The organism is Microcoleus sp. Pol14D4, assembly GCF_036701245.1.
Classification (GTDB): Bacteria; Cyanobacteriota; Cyanobacteriia; order Cyanobacteriales; family Microcoleaceae; genus Microcoleus.
This window is the reverse complement of the sequence record NZ_JAUBQM010000104.1, coordinates 1-17,580: the sequence shown is the minus strand read 5'-3', so window position 1 is coordinate 17,580 and position 17,580 is coordinate 1. Positions and strand designations below refer to the sequence as shown.

Below are 17,580 nucleotides of genomic sequence, written 5' to 3'. Positions count from 1 at the left end.
TTTTGAACCAACACTGAATTGAACTGCTGCTCGCTCGAATTCTCTATCGATTTATGAATGATTTGCGATCGCTATATAGCAACCGCACTCGATGTTTATGAGGTTTTCACTTGCTGAAACTAATGCGGTAGATTCCTTCGGAATGGGAGTATATTAATGATAAACAAAATCTTTTTTTTCGCAGGGCGAGGGCGATTAGCGCACACACAAGAAGAGGAAAAGCCTAACTAATCTCCTCCCTTATTCCTCCTTTCCCAAATAACTCAAGCCTTCTCTCTTCGAGAGTTAGAATTTTCTTCCTTCTGCTATATAATTATCGAAGCGTTAAATATTTTTGCAGTGACAAAAACTACTAACAAAAAAGACGGCAAACCCTCTAAATATCCCTTTGACGGTCTATCTTTAGACGATCGCAATCCCGACTTCATTAAGCTTCTGTTGCCAATCTGGGAATGGCTGTACCGCTACTATTTTCGCGTACAAAGCGACGGCTGGCACAACGTCCCCGCTCAGGGAAAAATGCTTGTTGTCGGTTCTCACAACGGGGGACTCGCCACTCCCGATATGTTTATGTTCCTATACGAATGGTTCCGCAGGTACGGCACGGAACGCTTGGCCTACGGATTGATGCACCCCACGGTTTGGCAAGTTTCTCCTGATGTTGCTAGTATGGCGGTTCAGTGTGGAGCCCTCAAGGCGCATCCGAAAATGGCGATCGCAGCTTTGCGGAAAAATGCCGCAGTTCTCGTCTATCCGGGCGGCGCTCAAGATGTTTTTCGCCCCCACCACTTGCGCGATAAAATCTACTTTGCCGGACGCAAGGGATTTATCAAATTAGCATTGCGAGAAGAAGTGCCAATTTTACCAATCATATCGCACGGTGCCCACGATACTTTGATAGTTTTGGCAGATTTGTACGAACAAGCAAAGCAATTGCATGAATTGGGGATGCCGTGGCTATTTGGCATCGATCCAGTGGTATTGCCGGTGTATTTGGGATTGCCTTGGGGATTGAGTGTTGGGCCTTTGCCGAACTTGCCTTTACCCGTGCAAATTCGGACTCGCGTGTGCGAACCAATTGTATTTGAGAAGTACGGTTCGGAGGCGGCGCGCGATCGCGATTATGTTGATGCTTGTTTCGAGCGAGTTACCACCCAAATGCAACAACAATTAGATTGTTTGGCTGGCAAGTGAGAATTGCCCAAGTCTAGATTATTCTAGGTGGCAGAAACCGATTTTTTTACGAAAATATAGCGTGAAGCGCGAGGGATATGGGGAAACAACCCGGTTTCTTGAGTCCTGTGGGTAAGTCGTGACTACAAACATTTTTTGAAATCAATCCATTAGATTTATTTCAAAAACCGACAATTGCGGTACTAAAGCGGATTTTACCCATCTTAATTACGTGAAATACCCGAAAACCGCAGTCGCAAAAGTCACGCTTTTTATCATCCCGGTTCCAGGGAACATAATATCAGGTTAAATCAACGCAGATGGATAGGATTTCATCTGCGTTTATCTTCCTTCCTCGGCGGTGAAAAAATAGAATTGGCAAAACTAACCTGATTCTGTATAAACTCTCGATCTTAATTCTGCCTTCTGCCGAACGGTGACTAATTGCCCGATCGCCTTAAGCGCAATACTGGGAGAAAAAAGTACAGCCGGCGACTCAATCATGTGCAGAACTTCCAAAAATGCTTGACAAACTTTAGCATCTCCGATCAGCACTTTTAACACCAGATCCATGTAATCAATTGTCAGCCGCGTAGCGAGGTTTAGTTTTACACCTGTACTTCCGCGATAGCGAGAATCTTGACTGATAGCAAACATCCAAGGAATAGTGTGTAATTTTGCTAATTTTTCTTGAAATTGTAGCCCAAAGCCTGTTAAATCGCCTTCTGGATACCGCTCTCTTTGCTTTTGCAGGCATCGATCTAGCATCTGAGCATTCAGTGCAGCAACGGTCATTCCCTGACCGTAAACTGGGTTGAAAGCGCAAACTGCATGACCCATAACTGCCAAATTTTCAGGATAACGGGAGAGGCGATCGTAGTGTCGCAAACGGTTTTCTGTACCTCGATAGTTATAAATAGGTGTTATTGCTTCTGCATCTTTAATCGCATCATAAATTGTCGGGGTTGGCAGACTGCGGGCAAATTCTAGAAAACCTGCTTCGTCGGTCGGGGGATAATCGCGATCGCCCCTAGCGAAACCCACCAGCCAGCGATTGCCTTCGATCGGGAAAATAGCACCGCCGCAGGTGCGAAATGGCGGTGCTGGCGACACAAATACTGGCGCTGTGTCTGACAATTTACCGCTGCATTTATAGATGCGGCTGGCATAGCCGACAAAAGCATTGATAACGGTTTCTTGTGGAGGTTCATAGCCCAAACTTTTCAACCATTGAGGTGTTTTGGAAACTTTGCCGCCTGCATCGACTACTAAATCTGCATACAAATTCTCTGCATGGATGTTACCAGGATTGTGGCGATCGCGAAAACGCACCGATACGCCAGCAATCTTCGCGCGCGAGGCATTCGCCAGCAACCCCGTTACGGTCCCTCCTTCGAGGAAATGCACGTTCGTATTTTCAGCCAATCGGCGGCGAATTTGCCAATCCAGTAAATCCCGACTGAACATAATTAAATCATTTAGATCCGGGCTAAATTGCGGGGCCCAACCCGCCGGACTAAACCACCCGATGGACTTCGGATTTAACTTAGGAGCACCAGCAGCTATCAGTTCGTTTTCCAAGCCGGGAAACAACTCTTCTAGGATGATTTTTCCCCGATTTAAAAGGATGTGAAGGTGACTGGATTGAGGAATCCCGGGGCGAGGTGCGGGTTGTTCAGGAAAAAAATCTCGTTCAACAATACTTACTCGGTCGAAGTGTTTTGCTAATACTCTAGAGGCCAACAGTCCTGCTAAACTCCCCCCAATAATAATTGCATGACTTTCTCGCTGCACTATCGAATTCCTTCAAAGCTAATTTGCTATGGCATTGGTTGATGAATAGGGAACAATCTGTCTGGGCTTCTGTGCCGACTCTTAATATCGATCGACCAAAGATTTTCCTCTGCCATTATTTTAATCCGACTTACCATTACTACCATCTATCTCGGATGCGCCGCAGCGCACCTTACTCATAACTGAGAACTAACAACTTCACAACTGCCAATTTACATAGCACAAATATTCCTAAAGTGACAGCCGGCCGCAGACATATTTCTACACTTCCAACTGTAGGGGGATGCTTTAGCTCGTCAATAAGGCGATGCTTGCCATTGGGGGCATGAGTCTAAAACTATACATTGGTTAACTTGCGCCAATGAGCGCGCGCACCCACTCTTAACGAGGAATATACTATGTATCAAAATTTGCCAATAAATCCACAACTGTATAACATCGGGTTCTGGCTGGCCCAAGTGCCAGTAGAGCAGACTACTACAAACACAGCAGAAGACGCAGCACTCCTTTATTCCGGACCGCAATTTTTTATCGCCTTGATAGCTGGAGTGGTACTTGCGTGCGCTTTCCAACTCTTGCTAACAAATTTATCAGTAGCCGCGGGCCTGTCGTACATGGGACAATCCCACGACGACGGCCACCACTCGGATAGCGGGAGCTCCCCAGTCCGCCACATCGGCCGAAAGGTAGGTACTTGGACGCTAGTCACCGTCACCATTGCCCTATTCTTTGCTTGCTTGCTAGCAGTTAAGCTCAGCTTGATTAGCAGTCCCGGTTTAGGTGCGATCGTCGGTTTAGTCGTTTGGGCAACCTATTTCTCAATGCTTGTTTGGGTGAGTTCCACCACCGTCGGTTCCCTGATCGGTTCCGTCGTCAACACTGCCACATCAGGCTTTCAAGCCATTGTCGGCACCGCAGCCTCGGCCATCGGCGCAAAAGCAGCCAGCAACCAAGTAGTCGCCACCGCGAAAGCAGCAGCAGCAGCAGTGGGCCATGAACTGGGTAGCGCGATCGACCCCACAAGCTTGCGCGAAAACGTCGAAGACTACATCCAAAGCCTCAAACCGCCAGAATTAGACATCAAAGGGATGCGTAGCGAGTTTGAAAAATTGCTTAACGATCCGCAACTAAAAACCATTGCAGCCGAAAATTTGCCGAATCTCGATCGCCAAACTCTCGTAGATTTAGTAAGTTCGCGATCCGACTTATCAAAACGCGACGTTAACCGGATTGTAGACCAACTTCAAGATGCTTGGAAACAAGTAGGAAAACAAGGGCAGCCATCAGACGGCATCGCCCAATTAGTAGACTATCTCAAATCTGCCAAATCGGGAGATTTGGTCTCAGATAAATTGGCAAGTAGGGTAGAAAAAGCTCTCAGCAATCTGAGCGGTCAAAACTCTGGACAAAGCCCGACCATGATGTCCCAAGCAACGACAATGGCAGTCAATGCTTTAATGGGAATAGTATTGGGTCGCACGGATATTTCTGACTTGGATCTAGAAAAAGTAGTCGGTCAGCTCAAAGAAGCTAAAGACAAAGTTACTCAGCAAACTGATAAAATTACCGCTCAAGTCAAAGGCGAACCCGTAACTTACAGCCCAATTCGTGCCGACGTAGAAAACTACCTACTCAACACTTATTCGTGGCAGATGAACCCCCAAGCCATCGAGCGCGAATTTCGGGACGTTCTCTACGATCCTACAGCCGATCCAGGAACTGTGCGCCGCGAATTAGAAAAACTAAAACAGTCTTATTTTGCCGAAATCCTGGCTAGTAGAGGCGTTTTTACCCAAGACAAAATTAAAGAAATTTCCCAGGAATTAGAAGCAATTAGACAGCGCGTTTTACAAACCGCGATCTTTGCCGAGGAGCAAGAAAAATCTCGCGATTTGCAGTGGCGGGTAGAAACTTATTTGAAGCTGACGCCGAAAGAGGAACTCACAGCAGCAGGTATCGGGAGCGCTTTCAAAAAAATATTAGAGGATTCCGACGCTACTTACGAACAGTTGCGCGATCGGCTTTCTCCTTACACCCGCGACAGTTTTGTGCAAATTCTCCGAGGTCGCGAAAACTTCGGATTCCAGGAAGTAGAACAGATTGTTCAAGAGTTGGAAAGGACGCGAGATGTAGTTTTAGCAGATGCTAAAGGTCTGCAAGAAGCAGCGCAAGCCCGACTAGATAACCAGTGGCAAAGAGTGCAAGAATATTTGAAGTCTACGGGCAAAGAAGAACTCAATCCCGAAGGCATCAAGCGCGATTTGAAAACGCTGCTGGACAACCCGGAAGCGGGAATGTGGGCGCTGAGAGCTAGAGCTTCTAAGTTCGATCGCCAAACGTTGGTAAAATTGCTATCTCAGCGGAAAGACCTCAGCGAAGACCAAGTAAATCAGCTTCTCGACAGCACCGAAGAAACTTGGCACGGCGTGCTGCATGCGCCGCAAAAGTTGGCCGAAAAAGCTAAGGATCAGTACGACCAAACCACAACCGCCCTTGCAGATTACCTTCGCAATACTGGCAAATCAGAACTCAATCCTGAAGGGATTAAGCGGGATTTGACAAAACTGCTGGAAAATCCCAAAGAAGGAGCTTTAGCACTGCGGGGCCGTCTGTCTCAAGTCGATCGCGATACTTTGGTAAAACTGCTTTCTCAGAGACAAGATTTGAGCGAGGAACAAGTCAATCAAATTATCGACCAAGTGCAGGAAACTCTTGGATCGATTGTGAAAGCGCCGCGCCGTTTGGCAAAACGGGTGCAAAGCCAAGTGCACGATTTTCAGAGTGTTTTAGAAGATTATTTGCGTAATACGGGCAAGGATGAATTAAATCCAGAAGCCATCAAGCGCGACTTGCAACTGCTGCTGCATGACCCGAAAGTGGGCGCTTACAGTTTGGGCGAGCGCTTGTCGCACATCGATCGAGCTACAGTTGTTTCTCTGCTGTCTCAGCGGCCGGATATTTCTGAAGCAGAAGCCAATCGCATTGTCGATGGAATTTTGTCGGTGCGCGATGAGTTCGCACTGCAAATTCAGAAAATACAGGAGGGTATTCAGTCGGTAATTGATGGGATTCTCGGAAAAATTCGGGATTACCTCAATTCGCTCGATCGCCCTGAACTCAACTACGAAGGCATTACGCGGGACGTGCGGAAGTTATTTGACGACCCGCAAGCCGGATTTGACGCTTTGCGCGATCGGCTGGGTCATTTCAATCGCGATACTTTAGTAGCACTAATGAGTTCCCGCGAGGACATTTCCGAAGCAGATGCCAACCGCTTGATCGACCAAATTGAAAGAAGCCGCAACAGCGTATTGCAAAGAGCAGAACGCTTGCAGCAAGAAGCGCAGCTTCGCCTCGAAAGCATCAAACTGCAAGCCGAAAAACAAGCCGAAGAAACCCGGAAAGCAGCAGAAGTTGCCTCTTGGTGGCTGTTTTTCACCGCTCTTTCTTCGGCCGCTGCTGCTGCAGGCGCCGGTGCTTTAGCCGTCATCCGATAAAAAAGACTCAAGTTGCGATCGAATTGCAGATAGTGCCTGATGTGAGTTTATACTGATATCAGGCACTACTGTTATTAAAGGATGTTATCGGGGAGTGGGAACTGGTTTATTTAATTTGTTGGTACTTTTTAAGATTATTCGTAAATCCGCTCCTACAAGTTTATTGAGGAGAGTGCAAACTGTGAGTTTATACATTTTAATTAGCAGTTTTGCTTCGTTCACAATAAAAAAGTCAAAAGCATAATTTTTAGATTGTCTATTTTATGGGCGGATGTAAGTGAAAATTCGGCGGATATTCCTTACCTCTGCGATCGCAATTTTTTCGTCAGTTATGAACGTGGTTCAGGCTTCGAGGCTGGATTGACTTCTGGGTGTATTCCACCACTCCTGCAAGGATTGCTGTAAAACAACACAAATCAAAAAAGCTCTTGGAATAAGAATCTTTTTGCAGGAAAAACTCGACGCGACAGTCCGGTCTCTCCTCAATATTTTTTAGGTACAGTAATAGTAGGGTTCTAAACCCAGCACCCCTGTTCTCTCAACCGCCTGCCTCCCTGGTGGCGCTAGTATCAAACGCGAACTCAAAAAGTTCGATCGCCCGTTTCCTTTGAAGATGCCGATCGTCAGGTTATAACTTGTAAGCCATTAGGTTGTGCATAATAGGGAACTAAAGCTGTGAAAATACTACACTGACTGTGGGGGGCAACATACCGGATACCTTGGAAATACCAAGGGCTTTGCCAAGCCAGCCCAGAAAAGTCAAAACACGCAGGCCCTGCGATCGCCAATGCTAAACAACCTACGTCTCAAACCTCTCCTGGCTAGTTGCCGAGTAGCACCGTGAGGAGGGCGACGCCATGCAACTCCGAAAAAAAACACTATTAATCATCAGTGCAGCGCTGATCAGCCTGATTGTGGTTCTCTATGCCACTGCATCAACTATTTTGCTGCATGATTTTCACAACCTGGAGGCACAGTACGTCCGCCAGGATGTCGCGCGGGCTTTGGACGCATTAGATGACGATTTGTCGAATTTAGACACCAGCGCCCAAGATTACGCCGAGTGGGACGATACTTACTCTTTCGCAGTAACACAAAACGAAAAATTTGTCAAGTCAAATTTCGTCGATTCGACATTTGTTTACTTGAGACTAAACTTATTGGTGTTGCTGGACTCCAACGGTCAGACGATATTCAGCAAAGGTTTCGACCTGAAATCCAAAACCGAAATCCCAATTCCCGAAAGCTTAAAACAGCACTTGATCGAGGCGCTGCTAGACTCCTCGACAGGTTCGGGCGATCGCCCCGCCAAAACAGGCGTCCTCACCCTGCCAGAAGCCACGCTGCTGATTGCTTCAAAGCCGATCTTCAACAGCAACGCCCAAGGCCCACCGCGCGGAACCCTGATCGTCGGACGCTATCTCGACAGCAGCGAAATCGGTTTGCTTTCAAAACTAACTCATCTGTCAGTAGATTTTAGATTGCCGAGTTTGGATTTTAAAGTGGGAGCCACGAACTACTCCGGCCATGGCGCCAAGGCGATAGCTCCATCTAGGCAGGATTTGGAAAATCTCAAACTCAAAATTTCCCACCTCAAATCAGTAGAAATTTTAGTGGAGCCGCTCAGCGACAGCTTAGTCGCAGGATACGCCCTGATTCGCGACATCCACGGCAACCTAGCGCTGCTGCTGCGAGTAGAGACAGATCGCATCATCTACGGCCAAGGTCAGGCTACCTTGGAGCTGTTTACCTTATCAATACTGGCAGTAGGTTTAATATTTAGCGCGATCACCCTGCTGTTGCTAGAAAAATTAGTCTTGGCAAGATTGGCTTCCTTGAGCACCAGCGTCAGCAACATCGCAGCCAACGGCGACCCAGACTTGCGGGTTCATATGGCAGGAGCAGATGAACTCGCAAGCTTGGCAGACGGCATCAACAGAATGCTAGAAGCATTGGGCAATTCTCAAGTCGAACGTAATGAAAGCGAAGACCGCTATCGGTTGATGGCAGAAAACTCAACCGACATGATCACCAGACACGACCCCAAAGGCGTATTTATTTACGTCTCGCCGGCCAGCCGGGCTTTGCTGGGATACGAACCTTCGGAACTCCTCGGCCGCGTCCCCAACGATTATTTTCACCCCGACGATTTAGAAACCATTGCCAAGGCTCACTGGAAAGTCCTGGCCCTCCCAGTTACTTACACCGTTAGCTACCGCATCCGCCGCAAAGACGGCAAATACATTTGGTTTGAAACCACCGGCCGCACGATCAGCGATCCCCAAACCGGCGAAGTCCAAGAAATTATCGGCATTTCCCGCGACATCAGCGTGCGGAAGCAAACAGAACAAGAACTGCGGGAAAGCGAAGCTGCAATCAAAGCTTTGTACCAAGTGACTTCCGCTCCCCGTACAGACCCGCTCAACCACCTCTCTACCTTTGATTTGCGCCTCCAAGAACTGCTGGCAATGGGATGCCGACATTTAGGCCTGTCCGTGGGCATTTTGTCCCGAATTCAAGGCGACAACTATCAAATAATGGCTGTTGAGTGTCCCGACGGGTCGATCGTCAAAGACCAAATCTACGATCTGGAAAAAACTTTCTGCGTCGCTACGGCAATGGCAAAAGAACCGATTTACTTTGAGTCGGTAAGATTTTCTGGTTTTTCCTTCAACACCGACGATCGAGCTTTCCCCATCGAAGCTTACATGGGCATTCCCGTCACGGTGGGAGGTGAAGTTTACGGCACTCTGTGCTTCTTTTCTCCGACTCCTGTGACAGAACCGTTCCGAGCTGTAGACAGAGAGTTGGTGAAACTGATGGCTCAGTGGGTGGGAAGCGAACTCGAACGCCAGCAAACAGATGTAGATTTGGCAAAAGCTCGCGATCAAGCACTGGCGGCTACTAGAGCCAAAAGCGAATTTTTAGCCACCATGAGCCACGAAATTCGCACTCCGATGAATGGAGTCATCGGCATGACCGGTTTGCTGCTGGATACCCCCTTAACTCGCGAACAGCGCGATTTTGTAGAAACTATCCGCAGCAGCGGCGATGCCTTGCTGACGCTGATCAACGATATTCTAGATTTCTCGAAAATTGAGTCGGGCAAATTGGACTTGGAGGAACATCCGTTTGACATCCGCACTTGCATTGAGGAATCTCTAGACTTGGTAGCTGCTAAGGCGGCAGAAAAAAAACTGGAAGTGGGTTACTTGATCGATCGTACAGTACCGGCAACGGCGATCGGCGATAGCACCCGCTTGAGGCAAATTTTAATCAACTTGCTCAGTAACGCGGTTAAATTTACCGAAACTGGAGAAGTGGTGGTGGCGGTGACTGCCAAAAAGATTTCAGTGTCCGCGGCTAACGCTAAAGAACCGCCAGCAATTAATGGCGAATCGGCAGTAATTAACCCAGGATACGAAATACATTTTGCGGTTAAAGATACTGGTATCGGCATTCCGAGCGATCGCATGGATCGGCTATTTAAATCTTTCAGCCAGGTTGATTCTTCAACGAGCAGGCAGTACGGGGGTACCGGGCTGGGTTTGGCAATTAGCAAGCGTTTGGCCGAAATGATGGGCGGCCGGATGTGGGTGGAAAGTATGGGTAGTGTCGCGGGCAATCCTCCTGCCGATTTTAGATCGTCGGCAGTTTTTGATTTGGGATGGGCAGAATCTTGCGAAATTGCCGAAAAATATGGCTATGGCAAATCTGTACTCAGCAACAAGCCGATCGGCCAAAATACGAAATCCGTTGGCTCTACTTTTTATTTTAGTACGGTCGTTTCTGGCTGCAAGAATTCCTTACCAGTTAACTTGAGCAATTCTCAACCTGAATTAAGTGGTAAGCGAGTCTTAATTGTCGATGACAATGCTACCAACCGCAGAATTTTGACTCTCCAAGCTCAGTCTTGGGGAATGGTGGCTAGGGCTTCAGATTCGGCTCGTTTGGCTTTAGATTGGCTGGCTGCTAAAGAGATGTTTGACTTGGCAGTTTTGGATATGCAAATGCCGGAAATGGACGGGTTAGCTTTAGCGGCGCAAATTCGCCGGTATCCTGGTTGCGAAAGGTTGCCGTTAGTGATGCTAACTTCGATCGGCAGGCAAGAAATTCACCCCCCTGCTATGGAGATGGATTTTGCTGCTTTTTTGAATAAACCCATCAAACAATCTCAGCTTTACAATGTTTTAATCAATATTTTTGGAGAACAGACAACTGAATTTAAAGGGCAGCGCACTAGCGGCGCTTTCTTGCAAAGCATACCCGTGCTGGCTGAGGACTTACCCCTGCGGATTCTGTTGGCTGACGATCATTTGGTGAATCAGAAGGTAGCTTTGCAAATTTTACAGCGGATGGGGTATCGCGCAGATGTGGCGGGAAACGGTATCGAAGTGCTCGAAGCTTTGCGCCGCCAGCCTTATGATGTGGTGCTGATGGATGTGCAAATGCCGGAAATGGACGGACTGGAAACTACCCGCCACATCCGCGAGCAATTTTCAGCAGATTTAACTGTAGAAAATCACACGGGAGAATCAGAAGTTGCCGTAACAAATGAGCAATCTCACAATCGAGACGCGACCAAAAATCCCGCGGGAGGATCCGAAGTTTCCGCAACAGATGAGCAATCTAATAATGGAAAATCCAGAATCCAAAATCCAAAATTGACTGGCGAGGAATCTAACAACCGAAAATCGAAAATCCCAAATCTAAAACCACCTAGGCCTTGGATTGTGGCGATGACGGCAAATGCGATGCAGGGCGATCGCGAAGAGTGTATGGCTGCGGGAATGGACGACTATTTGAGCAAGCCGATCGCAATTGAGCAGTTGGTGCGAGCTTTAATCGCGTGTAAATCTCGATCGAACTCCGCATTCGATCGCCTGCAGCCGATTGTTTGTTTGGATGCCCCGGCGGAACAGATCGAAGGAACGAGTGAATTAGAAGTGCGATCGAATGTGGCTGTTGCGGGAAATCCCCAACTGACAATTCCCAATTCGCACGCAGTCGTCGATTGTGGTGCATCAAATCTCGATCGGGCTTTGTCAGAGAGTGGGGATTCCCTAAGTGCCAAGATTATAGAGGGACTGCGAGAAGTGGAAGCTTTGGACGAGGCGATCGAGATTTACCTCGAAACAGCTCCCGAACTGCTGCGAGGCATCTCTATGGCCCTGAGCAACGCCGATCCGCTGGCTTTGCGGCGATCGGCTCACTCTTTGAAGTCGATTAGCGGTACTCTCGGTGCTTTTCGCTTGTTTGAGCTGTGCGAGGAACTCGAAATCATGGGCCGCATCGGCACAAATGCTAACCAGCCTTTACCAGATCCGGCCTGCGCGCTTTTAGAAGAGGTTGAGGCGGAGTATCAAAGAGTTGAAGCGGCATTAAAAATAGAAATGCAGTCTGTTGATTGTTAGCGGTTAGATCCTGTCAGATTGATTTCTCATAAATTCACGTCCGCTCCGGGTAAGGCTGTCCATCTCCAGCAACAGTAGACAATCGAAAGTTATCTCACCCACCCCAAGGAGGGGACTGTTAACTATTAACTTACTTTTTAGTTACCAAAACCCAATCGTCCGCTGTTTTCACAATCTCAGCATTCTGCAAACCTAAATGTTTTAAAACTGGTTTTTCTAACAGAAAATAAGGTTGAGGAAGAGTTTGCCATTTCTTTTTGAGCGTCGGCGCGTCGGCGACAATAACTTGGCGTTGACTGTAAAAGTTCAGCGATGGACGGCCCAAGCGGTGAGAAGTAAACACCTGTTGACCAGCCGGAGTTCCTGTGCGGACAATTTCGGCGATCGGCTTAACCGGATAATCCTCCGCCAGTTCCCAAACCCAGTTATCTGAAGCCACCAATACCAATAGCGTCAGGTAAGTTCCCCAAATTAAAACTAATATAAACTGCCGATCTTTGCGGTGCAGCAACACTGCCCCCATTGTCATTGTCAAACCTACAAACATCAGCATTAACTGCAAATCTCGATCGGGAGGCACAATGTATTTCCCAATTTGGACTAAGCCACTGAAGTAAATGCAGCCGACAACACCAACTACAGCCAGCACTGCCAAAATCGCGGGGTGAGGCAACAAAGCAATAGCATCAAAATGTTCTTCTGCTTCCTCTTTGACCGGCTCTGGCGGCAGCCACAGTTGCTCCCAAACTTCAGCGAGATAACTGCCAACAGCAAGAGCAAAAGCTGGATAAATTGGCAAAACATACCACGGCAATTTAGTAGTCATCACAGAAATAGCCAGCAGATATACTCCAGTCCAAACCAATACTAATTTTGGCCCTGGAAAATTGCGATTTTCCCAACTCAAACGCAGCCCTTGCAGCCAAAATAACTGCCACGGCCAAGCTAATTTTAATATTTCTAAAAGATAATACCAAGGCGGGCCTCTGTGACTGCTCACAGGTTCCGAAATGCGCCGGAAAGATTCGTTAACTAAATTAGCGTGGATGAAATATTGGCCGTAGTGCAGCCATTGGGCAAAATACCAAGCAGCTACGGGCAATGTTCCGATCGCCAATCCGCCCCAAAGATACCCAGAAGTGAGGAGTCGCGGGGTATCCCAAACTAAAAAAATACAGCCAACAGCACCCAGCAGCAGCCCCAACATCACGCCCTTAGTCAGGCAAATGAGTCCGAACCCAATCCCCGCGCCCAAAGCGTAGCGCAAGTCGCGGCGCGATCGCAGCAAACACCACATCGCCCCCAGCAAAAAACACAAAACCGCCCCATCCAACATCGCCAAACGTCCGTGCCGCACCACCGGTAACAGCGTCAGATAAACGAGGGCAGAAAAAATGGCGATCGCACGCGGAGGAAACAACTCCCTGCCAATGGCGTAAAGCAGCGGCACAGAAGCGGCCGTCAGCATCGCCGGTACCAACCTCGCCGTGAATTCGCTGACACCGCCTGCTGCAAAACACAGCCCGATTAGCCAGTGTACCAGCGGCGGTTTGTTGAAATAAGGCATAGAGTCGATCGTCGGATACAGCCAATTTAAGTTGCCGCGCCAAATTTCGCGACTTACCTGCGCTGCAATGCCTTCATCCCAATCCCGCAAAGCCACGCCGCCCAGATTCAGCCCGAAAATCAGCACTGCAGCCAACAGAAAAGCCAGCATCCACACTTTGTCTGTAAAGCTGTCATTCCAGCGATTTTTCGGTTTGCGGCCCAGGAATGGAAAGATTTCTGACATAAGTTAAGAGAGTTTTGAGCGTCCCAAACTGAAGGTAAACTTAGACAGCAGTTATTTGCGACTAGGAAAATACCATGAACTTGCCTGTAATTATAGATATTATCATTGGCTTAGTCTTTATATACCTGACTTTAAGCTTGCTAGCTTCGGAAATTCAGGAACTGATTGCTACTGTTTGGCAGTGGCGGGCGGAACATTTAAAGAAGTCGATCGAAGTGCTAATTTCTGGAGGCAGCGAAGGCGCGAAAGATCCCCTGCAACTTAAGAGAGTTGGACAGTTAGCTCATGCGATTTACGCCAATCCGATTATCAAGGATTTGAATCAGGGAGCTAAAGGGGTTTTATCAGAGGGATTCCGCTCTGTTACGCACCGCATGGGGGATTTGTACCACGGAGTTACGGGTACTAAAAATGTTTTCGGCAATAAATCCAGTGGACCTTCTTATATTCCAGCAGAGTGTTTTTCGGCTAGCCTTTTGGAGACTTTAAAGGTTTCTAGTTTGCTCAGCTCTATTTCTAAAACCCGATTGGAAAGATTTAAAAATTTACAATTAGCACAAATTCAACAAATTGGAGAAAATCTGAGTTTGCCGGATGCTACTAAACCGATTATTGAGCAAGAATTTAGGTGGCTGACTGCGGAGTTCAATCGAGTTGTTGAAGATTATCAAAACAATTTAGCAAATTTGAACAACAGTTTAGATCGGATGTCGGAAAAGCTAGGATTTTATATTAAGGATTCTCAGGTTTATCTACCAGAAACCGAGCTGGCAGGGAGAGAATTTCAGAGGCAGATGGCATTTGTCAAGGCTCGTTTTGACAGCAAAATTGAGCGGGTGGCGCTGCTGGGGCAACTGCAACCGAGTTTCAGCAATCTGTTAAATACTGTTAAAAAAAGTCAAGATACGGTAGCAGAAATTATGGATATCCAAGAGGAGAGTCCGATTTATCAACAAATTCAAGAAACCTTGGACAGTATGCCAGAATCTTTGAAACGCAGCCTTTATATTTTAGCGCAGCGCGCTGAAAAAAGCGGCGGAGATACTCAAGAGCAGTTGCAGCGGTTTCAGAAAGAAATTGAAATGTGGTTTGACCAATCGATGGAGCGTGCTTCTGGTGTTTACAAGCGGAATGCTAGAGGGGTGGCGATTTTGCTCGGAACTGCGATCGCTGTCGCTGCTAATGCTGATAGCATTCATATTATTAATCGGTTGTCGAAGGATTCGATGTTGCGATCGACTGTTAATTTCTACGCTGAGCAGTTGGTGGCAAACAATGCTAAGACTAAATCAAATAATTTAACCAGTCTGACAAAAGTTCAACAGGATGTCGATCGAGCTTTGGAGCAGGTAGCTCTGCCTTTTGGATGGAGCGAACAGAATAGCTTAGAACGAGATAAGCAGGGGAATTTATTGTGGCCGGCGTTGATTGCAAAATTGTTTGGTTGGATATTAAGCGGTATAGCTATTTCTATGGGGGCTGCTTTTTGGTTTGAGGCGCTCAACAAGATTATTAATATTCGCAATGCAGGGAAAAAACCGCCATCTTCCACAGAATCTTGAGCGGTGCAGTTGCGAGGCCAGTTAACTAACTGTCATACCCTTTTAGATTTTAGATTTTAGATGGAGGAATGACTGATGACTATTGAGGTTTGAAGCGTGGGCTGACAGTTGGATTCTTTTTGAAAGTGGTATCACCGATAGGATATCGGATCGATAGGTAATTGCGCGTTTGCCGGAACTAAGGGAAAACACGCAGAATATAAATTCCGTGCGATCGCGGATGGCAGTGCTGCACAAATAGGGGAAACTAATAGATAGGTTAAATAAGAATGGGCGAAATAAACAAGGTCGCTGGCAGTTTCAGAAGCTCTGACTCCAAGGCTGTATCTACCGCTAAACAAACTTTTGGAGGACGGAATATGTTGACTTCTTTAAGGGAAACGACTCCCGCCTTGGAATACGCAAACCCCCCATCCAAAAGCTTTGTATTCAAGGACTCCAGCATCAATGAAGGTGGATATTTTGTTTCCAGAATTTTGGCTGGGGAATCTGACTGCATTGAGAAATTTACCTCGGCACTTCAAAAATCGGCCTCTATCCTTAGAGAGATTGACAAAGTTCGCACAACTTATGATGGCAGCGCCGACCAACTGCAATTAGGCTTTGTTATCCTCACTTCAGATTATCTGGAACCATACAAAAGTCAATTGCCAAAATCGCATAGTTCTCTGACTCAAAACAGCCGACTTGGTTCCTGTTATGCCGATCGACATTGTGATACACTCAACAACGGCGCTGGGCGCGATCGACGGTTTGCTAATTAAGGAGAGTGATTTCATGGAGGGTATGGAACGTACCGAGGGCGACTGGGCCAAATGCAATTGTAATTAGTGACGCAGGCGCGATCGAAATCAACGATTAGATCTGACTCAATCTCCAATCATATCAATTCGCTGAATAATTTGAATCACGTTTTTAGTGAGGTGGGCAGTCCTCACAGTGTCCGTACTAGCCGATAAGTCAATTCATTCCCAGCCATTGGTTCCCACTTAATATCAGACAGTTTTGACTGTTAGTAAATACGACCAAAATTCTTGGGAATTAGTAGTTGATTGTATCCCAAACCTAGCAGCTTCAAGCCATATAGAATTCTTCAAAATCTACATAATTCAGTTTTCCCTTGGATGAAATACAGCTAGGGAAACTTTAGTGGATTGTGCCTATACATAAAAACTCACACTCAAATAAAAACTACTAAATATAAGAAGAGGTACTTGAGGGTGAATTACCTCTACTATTTGCATTCCTCAACTCAGGCTACTATTAGCAAAATAAGGTCAAAAAAAAATGGATATATAGAACCTAGATTTATTTCAATGTTCCCGATTAATATTGCGATCTACTCCCATAGGTAGAGGCTCCAATTCCCCTTTTGGTCAACAGGTAACAGGCAAATGCAGAGCCAAATAAATTAATAAAAATATTTTAAAAAGTACACAAGGTTTCAATTTAGTGTTAATATATAATCAAACAAGCCTGATAAGATAACTCCGGGGTGTATCTACTAATAATGCCCTTAATGGAGTCTCCAAAATGAGTTCTACATTCACTCAAGTTAACTCGCAATCTTCTTTTGAAAAACGACCACTGCGCTCCTTAGTCTTCATTGACTCCGGCGTGGAAGATTACGAGTCACTTACAGCGGGAGTGCTGCCAGGACAGCAGGTAGTAATACTCGACAGCACCAAAAACGGCATCGAACAAATTACCTCTGAAATTGAAAAATACGCCTCTACTAACGGGGCGATAGACTCGGTTCACATTATTTCTCACGGCAGTTCTGGCAGCCTGCAATTAGGCAATACCGCTCTGGGTTCAGATAACATAGAGCAATACAAAAACGAGTTGCAAAAGTGGCAAACTTCACTAGCCCCACAAGCAGACATCATGCTGTACGGCTGCGATGTAGCAAGCGGTACAGGTGCTAATTTCGCCGATCGATTCAGCCAATTAACCGGGGCTGACGTTGCGGCATCGACCAACACAACCGGCAGCGGCGGCGACTGGAATTTAGAATTTGCTTCTGGCCAAATTGAATCTCCCTCAGCCTTGCAGCCAGAGGCTATGGCTAGTTACCGAGGTGATTTAGCTACGATCGTAGTAGCCAACAATAGCGATAGCGGGCCCGGTTCATTAAGAGCTGCGATTGCCACCGCTGTTGCAGGGGATACAATTACCTTCGCTCCAGGTTTAGCCAGCCAAACCATTACCCTCACCAGCGGTCAACTCGATATTCCCGCTGGCAAAAACATTACCGTTGACGGCGCTGCTGCACCCGGTTTAACCATCAGCGGCAACAACGCATCCCGCGCCTTTTTTGTCAATGCCAACGTTGCGACTGCTACTAA

At 47.0% G+C, this 17,580-nt stretch carries 8 protein-coding genes; 6 read left to right on the top strand and 2 right to left on the bottom strand.

Features of this window, described 5'->3' with window-relative positions:
• Positions 1–339 precede the first annotated feature (339 nt).
• Positions 340–1,194, top strand: a complete 855-nt coding sequence (locus tag QUA33_RS25285; RefSeq protein WP_333152165.1) for a lysophospholipid acyltransferase family protein — start codon at positions 340–342, stop codon at positions 1,192–1,194.
• Between the two features lie 363 nt (positions 1,195–1,557).
• Here QUA33_RS25285 and QUA33_RS25280 read toward each other — a convergent pair whose 3' ends face one another.
• On the bottom strand, positions 1,558–2,967 hold the full coding sequence (locus QUA33_RS25280; protein WP_333152163.1) for a 2-polyprenyl-6-methoxyphenol hydroxylase-like oxidoreductase: 1,410 nt from the start codon (positions 2,965–2,967) through the stop codon (positions 1,558–1,560).
• 398 nt (positions 2,968–3,365) lie between these two features.
• Here QUA33_RS25280 and QUA33_RS25275 point away from each other — a divergent pair, with 398 nt between their 5' ends.
• Both QUA33_RS25275 and QUA33_RS25270 read left to right on the top strand, forming a co-directional pair.
• Positions 3,366–6,464, top strand: a complete 3,099-nt coding sequence (locus QUA33_RS25275; RefSeq protein ID WP_333152161.1) for an MFS transporter — start codon at positions 3,366–3,368, stop codon at positions 6,462–6,464.
• Positions 6,465–7,321: 857 nt separating this feature from the next.
• Positions 7,322–11,878: a response regulator gene (locus tag QUA33_RS25270; protein WP_333152159.1), complete on the top strand. Its 4,557-nt coding sequence runs from the start codon at positions 7,322–7,324 to the stop codon at positions 11,876–11,878.
• A 130-nt stretch (positions 11,879–12,008) separates the two neighbouring features.
• Here QUA33_RS25270 and QUA33_RS25265 read toward each other — a convergent pair whose 3' ends face one another.
• Positions 12,009–13,670: a glycosyltransferase family 39 protein gene (locus tag QUA33_RS25265; protein ID WP_333152157.1), complete on the bottom strand. Its 1,662-nt coding sequence runs from the start codon at positions 13,668–13,670 to the stop codon at positions 12,009–12,011.
• A 74-nt stretch (positions 13,671–13,744) separates the two neighbouring features.
• Between QUA33_RS25265 and QUA33_RS25260 the strand changes: the two genes are divergently transcribed.
• The 3 genes from QUA33_RS25260 to QUA33_RS25250 all read left to right on the top strand — a co-directional run.
• Positions 13,745–15,232 carry a hypothetical protein gene (locus QUA33_RS25260; protein ID WP_333100336.1) on the top strand — a complete coding sequence of 496 codons (1,488 nt, stop codon included), beginning with the start codon at positions 13,745–13,747 and terminating at the stop codon, positions 15,230–15,232.
• Positions 15,233–15,591: 359 nt separating this feature from the next.
• A complete protein-coding gene (locus tag QUA33_RS25255) occupies positions 15,592–15,996 on the top strand; it encodes a hypothetical protein (protein ID WP_333152156.1) in 405 nt (134 codons plus the stop codon).
• Positions 15,997–16,765: 769 nt separating this feature from the next.
• Positions 16,766–17,580: DUF4347 domain-containing protein (locus tag QUA33_RS25250; protein WP_333152154.1), on the top strand; the 815-nt coding region annotated here is incomplete at its 3' end.